The organism is Bacteroides sedimenti, from assembly GCF_040365225.1.
Lineage (GTDB): Bacteria > Bacteroidota > Bacteroidia > Bacteroidales > Bacteroidaceae > Bacteroides > Bacteroides sedimenti.
In genome coordinates this window covers 2342391-2357167 of the sequence record NZ_AP028055.1, presented here as the reverse complement: position 1 = coordinate 2357167, position 14777 = coordinate 2342391, and the positions used below count along the sequence as shown (strand labels likewise).

Annotated in this window: 8 protein-coding genes; 7 read left to right on the top strand and 1 reads right to left on the bottom strand. The window is 41.2% G+C overall.

Annotated elements, in window-relative coordinates; all coding sequences use genetic code 11:
* Window positions 1-225: 225 nt before the first annotated feature.
* Window positions 226-3921, bottom strand: coding sequence for a phosphoribosylformylglycinamidine synthase (purL, locus tag ABWU87_RS09275; protein ID WP_353330123.1), 3696 nt, complete (start codon window positions 3919-3921; stop codon window positions 226-228).
* A gap of 464 nt (window positions 3922-4385) precedes the next feature.
* Here purL and ABWU87_RS09270 point away from each other — a divergent pair, with 464 nt between their 5' ends.
* The 7 genes from ABWU87_RS09270 to ABWU87_RS09240 all read left to right on the top strand — a co-directional run bounded on the left by ABWU87_RS09270 (window position 4386) and on the right by ABWU87_RS09240 (window position 14586).
* Window positions 4386-6116 (top strand): hypothetical protein, encoded by a 1731-nt coding sequence (locus tag ABWU87_RS09270; RefSeq protein ID WP_353330121.1) that lies wholly within the window; start codon window positions 4386-4388, stop codon window positions 6114-6116.
* Window positions 6117-6139: 23 nt separating this feature from the next.
* Complete coding sequence (locus tag ABWU87_RS09265; protein ID WP_353330119.1) at window positions 6140-7546, top strand: DUF5723 family protein; 1407 nt, start codon at window positions 6140-6142, stop codon at window positions 7544-7546.
* 158 nt (window positions 7547-7704) lie between these two features.
* Window positions 7705-8361 carry a LysE family translocator gene (locus tag ABWU87_RS09260; RefSeq protein ID WP_353330117.1) on the top strand — a complete coding sequence of 219 codons (657 nt, stop codon included), beginning with the start codon at window positions 7705-7707 and terminating at the stop codon, window positions 8359-8361.
* 10 nt (window positions 8362-8371) lie between these two features.
* Window positions 8372-8920, top strand: coding sequence for a DUF4924 family protein (locus tag ABWU87_RS09255; protein WP_353330115.1), 549 nt, complete (start codon window positions 8372-8374; stop codon window positions 8918-8920).
* A gap of 3 nt (window positions 8921-8923) precedes the next feature.
* Entirely contained in the window at window positions 8924-9778 is an 855-nt protein-coding gene (gene rfbD / locus ABWU87_RS09250; RefSeq protein ID WP_353330113.1) for a dTDP-4-dehydrorhamnose reductase, read from the top strand.
* Window positions 9779-9783: 5 nt separating this feature from the next.
* Entirely contained in the window at window positions 9784-11352 is a 1569-nt protein-coding gene (locus tag ABWU87_RS09245) for a peptide chain release factor 3 (protein ID WP_353330111.1), read from the top strand.
* A gap of 645 nt (window positions 11353-11997) precedes the next feature.
* Window positions 11998-14586 (top strand): DUF4962 domain-containing protein, encoded by a 2589-nt coding sequence (locus ABWU87_RS09240; RefSeq protein WP_434533879.1) that lies wholly within the window; start codon window positions 11998-12000, stop codon window positions 14584-14586.
* Window positions 14587-14777 lie beyond the last annotated feature (191 nt).

Sequence of the window (14777 nt, the reverse complement as noted above, 5' to 3'; positions counted from 1 at the left end):
TATCTTTATCGATAAGAATAATCCCGGATATAAAAAGTTGGATTAACGCTTTATTAAAGTATTAAGACAAGATCTCGATTATGACTAGAAAAAGATAGTCAGAGTAAAGCAGAAGAGGCTAAGTTCTATTGAATTTAGAACCCAGCCTCCTCATTATTAATAATTTTAATTACTCAGCTTTTAAGGTTGACTTTAAAATTGAATAATCTTATAATCAACGTGTTATTATTTGTGTTCTTCAACCCATTTACGCGCATTAACAAAAGCTTCCATCCACGGAGTGATTTGGTCACTGTTAATTCTTTCAGCGGGGTAATAAGCATTCTGCCAAGGGAAAATTGCTCGTTCCAAGTGAGGCATCATTGCCAGGTGACGGCCATCTTCAGATGCCAATGCGGCTACGCTGTAATCAGAACCATTCGGATTGCCCGGATATTCGTCATAAGAGTAAGTGGCTACTACATTATACTTATCCTCTTCGTAAGGCAGCGAGAATTTTCCTTCACCATGAGCTACCCAGATACCCAGTTTAGATCCGCTTAGTGAACCGAACATGACACTGCGATTTGTTGGGATAGTGACACCCACAAATGTAGATTCGAACTTATGAGAGTTATTGTGCAGCATCTTCGCCTTTTTCTCGTGTTCTGGATTGATCAGTCCCAGTTCAATCATTAGCTGACAGCCGTTGCAAATACCAAGGCTCAAGGTGTCCTTGCGTGCATAGAACTTGTCGATGGTGGCCTTTGCCTTTTCGTTGAACAGGATTCCTCCAGCCCATCCTTTGGCAGAACCCAGTACGTCTGAGTTGGAGAAGCCTCCGCAGAAAACAATCATGTTGATGTCTTCCAGCGTTTCGCGGCCACTGATCAGGTCGGTCATGGCCACATCTTTCACATCGAATCCGGCCAGGTAGAGTGAGTAAGCCATTTCGCGCTCACCGTTGGTTCCCTTTTCACGGATGATGGCAGCCTTGATTCCGCTTGGTGTGCGGCGGTCGGGCGAGATGCCGAATTGCGAGAACTTGCCTTTGAACTCCTTGTTGAAGGCGAATTCCAGCGGTTGCATTTTGTAGTTCTCGAAACGAGCCTTGGCGCAACCGTTCATGGACTGTTTTCTGTCTAGCAGGTATGAAGAGGAGTACCACACATCGCGCATATAGTCAATGCCAAACTGGTAAGTGGCATCGTCTTTTGATACAAGGATATGACGTTCGTCGGTTGGCTTGGCAATCATGATGAAGCCTACTCCTGCATCTTCCAGGATCTTTTCCACCTCGGCCTTGTGTTTCACTTGAATCACCACGCCCGGATTTTCAGCGAAGAGAATCTTGATCAGATCTTCTTCTTTCATCTTGTCCAGATTAACTTCCAGACCGCCTTCTACGTTGGCGAAGCACATTTCCAGCAGTGTAGTGATCAGACCACCGGCAGAGATGTCGTGTCCGGCCATGATCAGTCCCTTGTTCACCAATTCCTGAACAGCCAGGAAGGCATCGCGGAAGTATTCGCTGTCTTGTACGCAAGGTACATCGTCACCGATCTTGTTCAGCGATTGAGCAAAGGCGGAACCGCCCAGCTTTAATTCATCGAAGCTGAAGTCAATATGGTACAGGTAACTTTTCGGATCGTTCACCAATACCGGCGATACCACCTTCTTGATGTCAGACACCTCGGCGCCAGCCGATACGATGACTGTTCCCGGAGAAACCACTTTGCTTCCGTCGGGGTATTTCTGGGTCATGGACAAGGAGTCCTTTCCTGTTGGAACATTGATTTGCAGACCGCAGCAGAAATCGGACAATGCTTTTACGGCTGTGTAGAGTCTGGCATCCTCGCCTTCCATTGAGCGGCAAGGCCACATCCAGTTGGCAGACAAAGAGATACTATCCATTCCGTCGACCAGTGGAGCCCAGACCAGGTTGGTCAGCGCTTCCGATACGGCAAGTACCGAACCCGCAGCCGGATCGGCCAAAGCAGCCTGAGGTGCATGTCCGATTGAAGTGGCAATCCCTTTTTCTCCTCTGTAGTCGAGTGCTACCACTCCACAGTCGCTCAGCGGCAACTGAAGTTCGCCTTGACATTGCTGGCGGGCAACCTTTCCGGTTACAGAACGGTCTACCTTGTTGGTCAACCAGTCCTTGCAGGCAACAGCTTCCAGCTGAAGCACGCGGGTAAGGTATTCGTCTAGGTTGTCAATATGGTAAGTTACATTCTCGTAGTGTGTTTCTACGGTCTTGTCAATCATGTAAGTCTTTGGAGAGCTACCAAACATTTGGTCAACAGCCAGGTCAAACGGACGAACACCGTCAGCTTGTTCAAACGCAAAGCGACCGTCACCGGTAGTTTCACCCACAACGTACATCGGAGCGCGTTCGCGTTCGGCAATCTTGCGTACATGCTCAATGGCCTCTTCCTTTATCAATAGTCCCATACGTTCCTGAGACTCGTTGGCAATGATCTCTTTTGCCGACAGTGTCTTGTCGCCGATAGGGAGTTTATCCATGTGAATCAATCCACCGTTTTCTTCAACTAACTCAGAGAGGCAGTTTACGTGACCGGCCGAACCATGGTCGTGAATGGAAACAATCGGGTTTTCGTCTTCTTCGCAAAGGGCGCGCACTACGTTGTTAGCACGTTTTTGCATCTCGGCGTTGGCACGCTGAACGGCGTTCAGCTCAATGCCGCTGGAGTAACGTCCGGTGTCTACGGAAGAAACCGATCCACCTCCCAGACCAATGCGGTAGTTGTCACCGCCCAGTACCACAACTTTGTTTCCTGTTTCGGGTTTGCCTTTCAGACAGTCGCGTTGTGTTCCATAACCCACACCGCCGGCAAGCATAATTACCTTGTCGTAACCGTAGCGAACATTATTTTCGTTGTGTTCAAAAGTCAGTACAGATCCGCAGATCAACGGCTGACCAAACTTGTTGCCGAAGTCGGAAGCCCCGTTAGATGCCTTGATCAGAATCTGTTCCGGAGTCTGGTACAACCATTCGCGAACCGGAAGTAGTTCTTCCCATTCTCTTCCCTCTTCCGTACGAGGATAAGAGGTCATGTAAACGGCAGTTCCTGCAATTGGCAAAGAGCCTTTACCTCCACCCATACGATCGCGGATCTCACCTCCAGTACCAGTAGAAGCGCCATTGAAGGGTTCCACGGTGGTTGGGAAGTTGTGTGTTTCCGCTTTCAGGGAAATTACGGTTTTAATGTCTTTAATCTGGAAATAGTCGGAAGTGGTGTGGTCGGCCGGGGCAAACTGTTCCACTACCGGGCCTTCGGCAAAGGCCACGTTGTCTTTGTAGGCCGAAATAATCTTATTTGGGTTCTCGGCAGTTGTTTTCTTGATCATCTGGAAAAGTGAAGATTCCATCTCTTTGCCATCGATGATAAAGGTTCCACCGAAAATCTTGTGACGGCAGTGCTCTGAATTGATTTGAGCAAAACCGAATACCTCAGAATCCGTAAGTTTGCGTCCCATGGTTTTCTCCAGGTTGAGTAGGTAATCCATCTCTTCCTGAGAGAGAGCCAGCCCCTCTTTTTCATTATAAGCTGCCAGATCGTCAATATAGATGATGGCTTCCGGTTCACGATGGGTTGAAAATATATCCTGATTCAAGCCTTTGTACATGCGTTGCAGCATCGGGTCGTGATCAGCGTTTTCGTTTTCCACAGGGAAGTATTCTTCAATACGGAGAATACCTTCAATGCCCATGTTCTGAGTAATGTCCACGGCATTTGTACTCCAGGGAGTAACCATTTCCTTACGAGGACCTACGAAATAGCCTTGTAGCTGGTCTTCGTTTTCCACATTTGCTTCACCTAAAAGCCAACTGAGTTTCTTGATGTCCTCAGAAGAGAATTCATGGTCAGACTCTACAGCCACCACGCTCTGAGAAGGGGTTCTGAAAAAAAGAATCATATCACTTTAAGTATATATGGGTTATAGTAATCTAGTGAATTGTTCATAATTTAAGCTGCAAAGTTACGTAAATCCATTGGCCTGTGAAAGAAATGGGTTTATTATTTGTGACAGTTTGAATTCCTAATCAGAAAATTCCTATTACTAGCTGCTATAATGTTGTTTTATTGTAGCTTCTGGAAGAATCGAACAGAAAATGATTGCTGGAATTTTCAGCTCCTTTTTTATTAAAGATTTCTCATTGTACAAAATTAAACAATAATGCCCAAGCTTTAGTTTTTGCCTTTAGTACCTAGCATAAAAATTTAATAGCTGATATGAAATGTTATTTTAATCAAAGTTAACTTATTTTGTTAAATGATAAGGGAATTTATTTCTAAAGGTTATATTTTTAAAAAAATAGTGTATGTTTGCATTTGGAAAATTTTTATCGCATATCTACAACATAATTGCACCAAATAACTATGACTAAAAACAAATTGAAAGTTATTCTTACAAATTTGTTTATTTCGTCTTTCTTTTTTGCCTCTTGCGTAAACCAGGATTACGATTTAAGTAAGAATATTGATTTAAACATTCACGTGGGAGGTAGCAAATTGGCTCTTCCGGTTGGTAGTACAGACTCTATAAAATTGAATAAAATTATCAAAGTGGATGAGTCAGATGTTCTTCATTTAAATGGTGGCGAATATTCATTGTTGAAAGAAGACGTTGTAAGTCCTGTAAAAGTCTCTGTAAACAGTGTGGCTCCTATCAATGTGGCTCCTATTAATTTACCAATCATCACAATAGGGCATGCTTCTGCTTATTCGGAATTGCATTCTGCTTCTGGGAACTTAGCAGTGGCTGTTCCTCTCACTTCGGGAGTGTTTGAATTAAACCGTAGCGGTATGCCTGCAGAGCTCTCTTCTATTAAAAAGATAGGGATATCTTCTGCTGCACAAGTAAAAGCTGTGATGAAGTTTAATTTAACAGGAGTGAATCCAAGTGCTGATGTAAGGTTTAACAATTTGGTCGTTACTTTCCCTGATTTTGTTGTTTCAAATCAACTGAATGCAAATCATGAACTTATATTGAATGATAAAGTTGCTGGCGGGCTGACAAAAGAAATTTATATAAACGGCTTTAGCTTTAGCTGTGAATCCGGTGGTGCATTAGCTATCAAGAACCAGCTTCTTCAATTAGAAAAGAATGTATCAATTGCTGGTAATATTGTAGGAACAAACCTCAATGCTTCAATGGTGACTGGAGATATTAAACTAGAAACATCTATCACAGTGTCTCCCGTAGTGATATCTGAAGTAGAAGGAATGGTCGATCCCACGATTAATGTAAAAGTTAATCCGATATCTTTTTCAATTCCTGAATTTCTTAAAGATGAGGCTGTGACTATGGATGTAGAAAATCCAATGATTCGTTTAACTGTAAACAACGAAATTGATATTCCGATTATTATTAGTGGGGTGCTCAGAGGTTATAGGAACGGAGTTGCGCTCAGCCAGGTAGATATTAAAGGAACATCTGTAAACCCAATTCGTATTGACGCTGCTGGTAAAAGCGTTATCTGTCTATCCAGAACAGGACAGGGAGGCCCGGCCGGATGTAAAAACTATCAAATAGCAGATCTGAATAAGCTGATTGAAAAAATACCCGATAAAATAGGACTCGTGCTGAATGCTGATGCAGATCAAAGTTCTACTCACAAGATTCAGTTGGGGAAAGATTATTATGTAAATATCGATTATGCGGTTGAGGTTCCTTTTAAGTTTGGTTCTGGACTGTCTATTGCATACAATGATACAATAGACGGTTTCAATGATGATATCAAAGACCTCGACATTAGCAGTTTGAATGTCACAACTACAGTGGAGAATAATATCCCTCTGAAGCTACAGATGGAAGCAATTCCTGTAGGGATCGACAAAAAAACGATTTCCGGCCTTTCTGTAAAAGTAACAGGTGAAATTGCCCCTTGCGATAATAATGGTAAAACACAAAAATCTCCCATCACTATTGAGCTGACAGAGGCATCTGATGAGGCAATAAAGAAGCTTGATGGCTTATTGTTGAAAGTAACGGCAAAATCGCCCCAGACAGTAAACGGAATGCCATTAAAAGAATCACAGTATCTTCGTCTTACTAATATCAAGGCTATGGCGATTGGAGGATTGAATCTGGATTTAAACAAGAAGTAGCCAACCCCTAATAATATGTTCTAATGAAATCACGTAAATTAATCGTTTTAATCTCTATATTGACTTTTTTTTCCGGAGTTCTGCCGGTAAGCATTTCTGCTCAGACATTGCGCTCTTCTTATTTTCTTGAAGGCTCCACATATCGTCACCAATTGAACCCCGCTTTCATGGGAGAACGGAATTATATCAGTATTCCAGCGCTGGGAAACATAAATCTGGGAACGACGAGTAATGTCGGCTTGTCTGATTTTGTTTACAAATATAATGATCCGACTGGGAAGTACGATTTGACAACATTTATGAGTTCTTCAGTTGATCGAACTGAATTTCTCGGGAAACTAAAGACTAATAACCAGATTAATACAAATATTGGCCTGACTCTTTTTTCTACCGGTTTTTATGGGTTGGGTGGATTCAACACAATCGATGTGGGGGTGAAGTCAAATACCTCGTTCAATTTGCCCTACGAACTATTTAATTTTATGAAAACGGGAATGGATCAGGAAGTATACCACATTAAGGATTTCTCCGCAAATTCCAATAATTATCTGGAAATAGCTTTAGGACACGCTCATAAAGTGAACGATAACCTGACAATTGGGGCAAAGCTGAAATTGTTGCTCGGAGCAGCCAATGTAGATGCCAAGATCGATCAGATGGATATTGCCCTGACAGGTGATAAGTGGGAAATTATGGCAAACGGGACTTTGAACACGGCTGTAGCGAAAGGTTATTATAAAACTAAAACAGATAATCCGGGACAGATCAGCGGGTTTGATTATGATTCACCCGGTGTAGCCGGATTGGGTGGTGCGGTTGATCTAGGAATAACCTATCAGTTGGGCGACCATCTTACTTTGTCGGCTGCCGCTCTTGATTTGGGATATATCTCCTGGAGCAAGAACTTGAAAGGAGCAACCCGCAACAATGAACCTTTTATTTTTGATGGATTTTCTAATATAGCTATTGAACCTGCTGAAGGTGATCCAAATAGTGTGGATAAGCAGTTTGATAATATTAAAGACGATCTGGAAGATATGACCCGTTTTTATGACGAAGGAACAAGTCGACGTTCTACAAAGCTGACATCTACAGTTAATCTGGGGGCAGAATATAAATTTCCTTTCTACGACAGGCTTTCGCTTGGCTTGTTGGCTACAACACATATTAATAAGCCTTACACTTGGAACGAAGCTACAGTTGCTGCCAGTATTAGTCCCTTAAAATGGTTTGATGCAACAGTAAACTATTCGTATTCTGATTTTGGTCCCAATTTGGGCTGGATGGTTAATTTTCATCCTAAAGGTTTCACCTTCTTTATGGGGTCTGATCGTATGATTACCGAGGTTACTCCTCAATATATCCCTGTCGGTAATATGAATGCAAATCTATGCCTTGGTTTTAATATTACATTTGGTCGAAAGAGATAATAGAGAAGAAATCACTTTATTTTATCGGCCAGAGACTTTTTCTGGCCGTTTTTTTTCTTTTAAGGAGAGATTGCTAAAAAAGCTAAACCGACGCATAATGAGGTAAAAAACGTAAAAGGAATGCTTCAGATTTCGCAAAAAAGTGCCATCTTTGCAAAATGTTAGCTATAGAAGTGACGATATTAGACCTGCTGGTAAAAGGATTTATCATAGGAGTGGTGGTTTCAGCACCGTTAGGCCCTGTAGGGGTACTCTGTATACAGCGTACTTTAAACAAAGGACGATGGTATGGTTTTGTTACAGGACTCGGAGCATCTGTAAGTGATATTGCTTACGCACTACTAACCGGGTATGGCATGAGTTTTATATTTGACTTCATTTCAACCAACATGTTTTATCTTCAGTTGTTGGGTAGTGTCATGCTTTTTGCATTTGGGGTATATACTTTCAGAAGCAACCCGGTACGTGCTTTGCGACCGGCATCCTCCTCAACAGGAACCTATTTGCATAACTTTGTAACAGCCTTTGCGGTAACACTCTCAAATCCATTGATAATCTTTCTCTTTATAGGACTTTTCGCCCGGTTTACTTTTGTTACTCCACAAATTCATATTTACGAACAGGTAATTGGGTATCTCTCTATTGCTCTCGGGGCATTTACGTGGTGGTTCTGCATAACCTTCTTTGTTAGTAAGCTCCGGACGCGATTCAATGTGCGGGGAATCTGGATGATTAACCGTGTAATCGGAGGAGTTGTGATGCTCTTGTCGGTCATAGGAGTTATTTTCACTTTGCTAGGTAAAGCTCTATATTAATCGAAAGAATATGTTTATAGCTCAGAATTTAAAACAAACCAATATTGCAGAATACCTTATTTATATGTGGCAGATTGAGGATTTAATCAGGGCTGCAGAATGTGATATTGATAAATTACAAACGAATTTTATCAGTCAGTATCAGGTTGACAATGATGAAAAAGAGAAACTGATACAGTGGTACGGAGATTTAATAACAATGATGCGCGAAGAAGGTGTGCAGGAGAAAGGGCATCTGCAAATCTGTAAAAATGTGATTATAGCATTGATCGATTTGCATCTTCAGTTACTTCGATCCACTAAAGAACCTTTCTATGGCGCAGCATATTATAAAGCATTGCCTTATATTGTAGAGTTGCGGAATAAAAGCGGAAAGAAGGACGAGTCTGAGCTTGAGACCTGTTTCGAAGCACTATATGGAGCTATGTTGCTACGACTTCAGAAGAAAGAGATTTCTGTAGAGACAGCAAAAGCACTTGAGGTTATTGCAAAGTTCCTTTCACTTCTTTCCAACTACTATGAAAAGGAGAGAAACGGCGATTTAAAATTAGACGATTAAGTCATGAAAAATATTCTGATTACTGGAGCCAATGGGCAGTTAGGCAGTGAAATGCGTTTGCTTTCTTCGGAAAACAGTCAATACAACTATTTTTTTACTGATGTGCAGGAGCTTGACATCTGTGATGAACTGGCTGTTCAGGAATTTGTAAACAACCGTGGAATAGACCTAATTGTTAACTGCGCAGCATATACCGCTGTTGATAATGCAGAAGATAATATTCAATTATGTACCAAGCTAAATGCAATAGCCCCTGGATATTTAGCGAAAGCTGCACAAAGCAGAGGGGCTGCCATAATTCAGATTTCAACTGATTATGTCTTTAATGGAACAAATCACACCCCTTATACTGAGGATGAAAAGACTTGTCCTGCATCCGTTTACGGATCAACAAAACTGGAAGGAGAACAGAATGTTTTGAATAGCTGTACCAATTCAATGGTAATCAGAACTGCTTGGCTTTACTCCACTTTTGGCAATAATTTTGTAAAAACGATGATTCGTTTAGGAAAAGAGAAAGAGAGTCTGGGGGTTATTTTCGACCAGGTTGGAACTCCAACCTACGCACGCGATTTGGCAAAAGCTATCTATGCAGCTATAAATAAAGGGGTTGTTCGGGGTGTTTATCATTTCAGCAATGAAGGTGTTTGCTCTTGGTACGATTTTACGATGGCTATTCACCGCCTGGCAGGAATCGAGACCTGTAAGGTGAAACCTCTTCATACAGCCGATTATCCCACAAAGGCGGCTCGACCACATTATTCGGTATTGGATAAAACAAAAATAAAAGAAACTTTTGGCATTGAAATTCCTCACTGGGAGGTGAGTCTGAAAGAATGTATCAATGATATTAATTAATAATTATGCTTGACGAAATTAAAAGAAGGCGTACGTTCGCTATTATTTCTCACCCGGATGCGGGTAAAACAACATTAACCGAAAAACTTCTTCTCTTTGGAGGCCAGATTCAGGTTGCAGGGGCTGTGAAGTCTAATAAGATTAAGAAAACAGCAACGTCCGACTGGATGGAAATTGAAAAGCAACGTGGTATTTCTGTAACAACTTCTGTGATGGAATTTGATTACCGGGATTTCAAAGTAAACATTCTCGATACTCCGGGTCACCAGGATTTTGCTGAAGATACATTCCGTACACTAACAGCGGTAGACAGCGTTATTATCGTGGTAGACGGAGCCAAAGGGGTTGAGGCGCAGACCCGGAAGCTGATGGAAGTCTGCCGAATGAGAAATACCCCTGTAATTGTATTTATCAATAAGATGGACCGCGAAGGACGCGATCCCTTTGATTTGCTAGATGAAATTGAAGCCGAACTTCAGATTAAGGTTCGCCCCTTGAGCTGGCCTATTGAACAAGGGCTTCGTTTTAAAGGCGTTTATAATATATACGAAGGTAAATTAGACCTTTATCAGCCAAGCAAACAGGTTGTTACTGAGAAGGTGGAAATCGATATAGATAGTGAGGAACTAGAACATAATATTGGTGAGCAACTGGCTGAGAAGCTCCGTATGGACTTAGAATTAGTTGATGGAGTTTATCCTGAATTTGATGTGAATGATTACCTCAAAGCAGAGATTGCACCCGTATTCTTTGGATCGGCTCTTAATAATTTTGGTGTGCAGGAACTGCTGGACTGTTTTGTCGAAATAGCTCCATCTCCACGTCCGGTTCAGGCTGAGGAACGGGTTGTAAATCCTGAAGATGAGAAGTTTACCGGATTTATCTTTAAAATTACAGCTAATATTGACCCTAACCACCGTTCCTGCGTGGCTTTCTGCAAAGTTTGTTCTGGAAAGTTTGTGCGGAATGCCCCCTATAAGCATGTGCGTCATGGCAAAACTATGCGTTTTTCCTCACCTACTCAGTTTATGGCTCAGAAGAAGAGTACTATTGACGAGGCTTATCCGGGAGATATCATCGGGTTGCCCGATACCGGAAACTTTAAAATTGGTGATACGCTGACGGAAGGAGAAGAGCTACACTTCAAAGGATTACCTAGCTTCTCTCCCGAGATGTTCAAATACATAGAGAACGCCGACCCAATGAAGACTAAGCAGCTTAATAAAGGTATTGATCAGTTAATGGATGAAGGGGTAGCCCAGCTGTTTGTCAACCAGTTTAATGGTCGCAAGATTATTGGTACAGTAGGGCAACTGCAATTTGAGGTTATTCAGTATCGACTGTTGAATGAATACAATGCCGCTTGTCGCTGGGAACCCCTTAGTTTGTACAAAGCATGCTGGATTGAAAGTGACAATGCAGAAGAGTTGGAAGCATTCAAGAAACGTAAGTACCAGTTTATGGCGAAGGACCGCGAAGGACGCGATGTTTTCCTTGCCGATAGTAATTATGTGCTTCAGATGGCACAGATGGACTTTAAGAGCATCAAATTCCATTTTACAAGCGAATTCTGATTTATTACATTGTATTAAATAACATATCTTGAAAAAGAGGTTAAATCTCTGATAACTTTGACCTCGATTCTTTTTCGGATAGTGCATGGATAAGAAGAGGGTGTGTCGTATTTGCGATATTTCCTCTTCTTTTTCTTTTAATTGTATCATACTTATTTCAGTTGGTTATCATTGTTTTGATGTCAACTTTATCACCCGCAGATAAGCAGGATTCCTCCATATAGTTTCTTTACCAATAAATCTTCTATTAATTTGAGTGCTGTAGAAAATATATTATTTTTCACCACTCAGTTATATTATATTTCTGTTGTGAATGTAATTGCTTGATAATTAATCGAATAAAACTTTATAATAGATTCTGGATAACATCTTGATACATTCTTGCTAATCTTTTAAACAGAATTGGAATATCATAATCATATTTGAATAAATGAAAAACAATGTAAAACAGTTGTTCTAAGTGAAATATCTAACTTTGTGATAGAAAATCTGAAGTAAAGCCTTGTTGAAGTGATAATATGTAACTGGATCTGTTTTTTGTGATCCCTTTTATCTGTATAGCTAGGGACCAAAGAGCTCTGTCAGAAGTAAAATCATAAAGGACTTTTATGCTAAAAAACTTTGAATATAATATTAATAATAACCATGAACAAAAACTTCTATTTAGCATTAATATGTAGCATTTTTACTTTAAATATGAATGCACAAGTCACCATGAAATTGAATGATGTCACGTTGATGCACGAAATGAGAGCAACCCCTTCTCCTTTAAATAAAGCTGTAGTTTCTGACAGATCAGTTTCATTGCAGTGGCCTCTTCCTTCGTATGTTAATACCATGGAGAATTTATTAGATGGTATAAAGTCAGAAAACGAAATGGTTGATAAAACGAAGCTAAGATATCAGGTCCGTTATTCCAAGGACCCGAATATGAGGCAGAACGTGACTACCGTTTCTACTCTGTGGCCTTTTCATAACCCTGGAAAACCGCTTGACACGGGTGTGTGGTACTGGCAATATGGGTATGTAAATGATGCAAAAACTGATTGGTCGCAAGTGCTGCAGTTCACAGTAAAGGAGAATCCTAATAAATTCTGTCCACCTTCGTTGAAAAAAGTACTGAAGAATTTACCGACTTACCATCCGCGTGTCTGGGTAATGAAGAACGAATGGACAGATTTTATGCAGCAAAGCAAGTCGGCTCCGGAATATCAGTGGTATATAGAACGAGCTGAAAAAGTAATAAAAACTCCCATGTATTCAATCAACCAGATAGATACAAGTAACATTGGCGGTTTGGAAAATGCTGTTAAAAGAAACGCCATGTTGGTACGTGAAAGCCGTAATATTATAGACCGCGAAGAAGCGAATACTGAAGTGTTGATACGCGCATATCTATTGACGCAGAATAAGCGCTATTCTGATGAGGCTATGAAGCGTATCACAGAAATGATTAGTTGGAGCGGAAATAAAAATGTAGCCGGCGATTTCAATACTGCTACCATTCTTTCATTATGCTCTATGGCTTATGATTCTTTTTACAATCAGCTTTCTGACAGTCAGAAGAAGATGCTTCTCAATGAGATTAAAATAATGGGCGGTGACTTTTATAGGCAATTTAATAACCATTTAGAAAATCATATTGCTGACAACCATGTGTGGCAAATGACTTTGCGTATTTTTACGATGGCTGCTTTCAGCGTTTATGGTGAATTGCCCGAAGCTGATACTTGGGTGGATTATTGTTATAATGTTTGGTTGGCACGCTTCCCCGGATTAAATAAAGATGGAGGATGGCACAATGGCGATTCATATTTTCATGTTAATATCCGCACACTGATTGAAGTTCCTTATTTTTATAGCCGCATTAGCGGATTCGACTTCTTTACAGATCCCTGGTACAAAGGTTCGGCAATGTACGTTATTTATCAACAGCCACCTTTCTCCAAATCGGCTGGTAACGGTAGCTCACATCGAAAGATTATTAAACCAAATGGTGTACGTGTGGGATATGCAGATGCTTTAGCCCGTCTGACAGGCAATACATTTGCCGCCGATTATTTGCGTCGTATTTCAGAGAAACAGCCAGATATCCTGAAGGAAGCATTTATGGCAAAACCCGGAGATTTGTCTTGGTTCCGCTTGCAGTGCCATAAGTCTTTGCCGCAAGGAAAGGGATTGAACGAACTACCTTTGGGTTATGTATTCCCAGAAACAGGTATTGCCACATTTATGTCTGACTGGCACAGCATTAAACGCAATGCTATGTTCTCTTTCCGTTCAAGCCCTTATGCCTCCACATCGCATGCCCTTGCAAATCAGAATGCTTTCAACACATTCTACAACGGGCGCCCCTTGTTTTACAGCAGCGGGCACCACATCAGTTTTACTGACGAGCATAGCGTTTATTGCCACCGTGCCACTCGTGCGCACAACACTATCCTGGTCAATGGCATGGGACAAAGAATAGGAACCGAAGGTTATGGCTGGATTCCCCGTTACTATGTGAGTGACAAGATTGGTTATCTGGTAGGCGATGCATCGAATGCTTACGGAGAAGTGATTTCTCCTCTTTGGTTGGAGCGTGGCAAACAATCGAAATTAGAATATTCACCTACAAACGGTTGGGATAAGAATCATCTGAAGACCTTCCGACGCCATGTAGTTGAACTGGGCAATGCCGGAATAATGTTTATTTATGACGAATTAGAGGCAGATACAAGCGTGATCTGGAGTTATTTGTTGCATACGGCTGTGAATAAAATGGAGGTAACGAAAGAAAAAGAATATGTACGCATTAGAGCAACTAATGGCATGGGAGCCTCGGATGCTTATCTGTTTTCTCCTGACCAGTTGAAAACGGAACAGACCGATCAGTTCTTTTATCCTGCCGTAAACTGGCTGCGAGCTGACGATAAAGGATATTTCGCTCCGCTTGAGAATCACTGGCATTTTACGGCGACTTCGCCAGCACGCAAAGTTTATCGTTTCGCAACAATTATCAATACGCATCAGAAAGACGTTCCGGATGCTATACCTCAGATACTTCAGAATGGTTTGATAAAAGTTGGAAGTTGGGAAATCAAGGCTAACATTTCTTCTGAAGGGAAAGCCAGTTTCAGTGTAAAGAATGCTAAGGAGAATGTAAGTCTCATTTATGATGATGCAACGATTATTCAAGAAGGAGGGAAGCAGACCAAATTGAAAGACCGTTTGCCTGAATTGGAAATATAACGGAGAGTTATAATATATAAATAAAACTATACTACGTAAACAAGGGGTTGTCCAAAAAGTTGGAACAACCCCTTATTTATGACTTTTTCTTCAGTTTATTATCTGAGAATTTTATGAATATTCATTTTTTAGAGAACTAATTTTGCTTTTGGGCTCCCTGAATGTTTTAAAACTTATGATCTATTTTTTAA

Excerpts from the sequence above, each read along its gene's own strand:
- purL (WP_353330123.1), bottom strand. The coding sequence starts at position 3,921 with ATGATTCTTTTTTTCAGAACCCCTTCTCAGAGCGTGGTGGCTGTAGAG.
- ABWU87_RS09270 (WP_353330121.1), top strand. The coding sequence starts at position 4,386 with ATGACTAAAAACAAATTGAAAGTTATTCTTACAAATTTGTTTATTTCG.
- ABWU87_RS09265 (WP_353330119.1), top strand. The coding sequence starts at position 6,140 with ATGAAATCACGTAAATTAATCGTTTTAATCTCTATATTGACTTTTTTT.
- ABWU87_RS09260 (WP_353330117.1), top strand. The coding sequence starts at position 7,705 with ATGTTAGCTATAGAAGTGACGATATTAGACCTGCTGGTAAAAGGATTT.
- ABWU87_RS09255 (WP_353330115.1), top strand. The coding sequence starts at position 8,372 with ATGTTTATAGCTCAGAATTTAAAACAAACCAATATTGCAGAATACCTT.
- rfbD (WP_353330113.1), top strand. The coding sequence starts at position 8,924 with ATGAAAAATATTCTGATTACTGGAGCCAATGGGCAGTTAGGCAGTGAA.
- ABWU87_RS09245 (WP_353330111.1), top strand. The coding sequence starts at position 9,784 with ATGCTTGACGAAATTAAAAGAAGGCGTACGTTCGCTATTATTTCTCAC.
- ABWU87_RS09240 (WP_434533879.1), top strand. The coding sequence starts at position 11,998 with ATGAACAAAAACTTCTATTTAGCATTAATATGTAGCATTTTTACTTTA.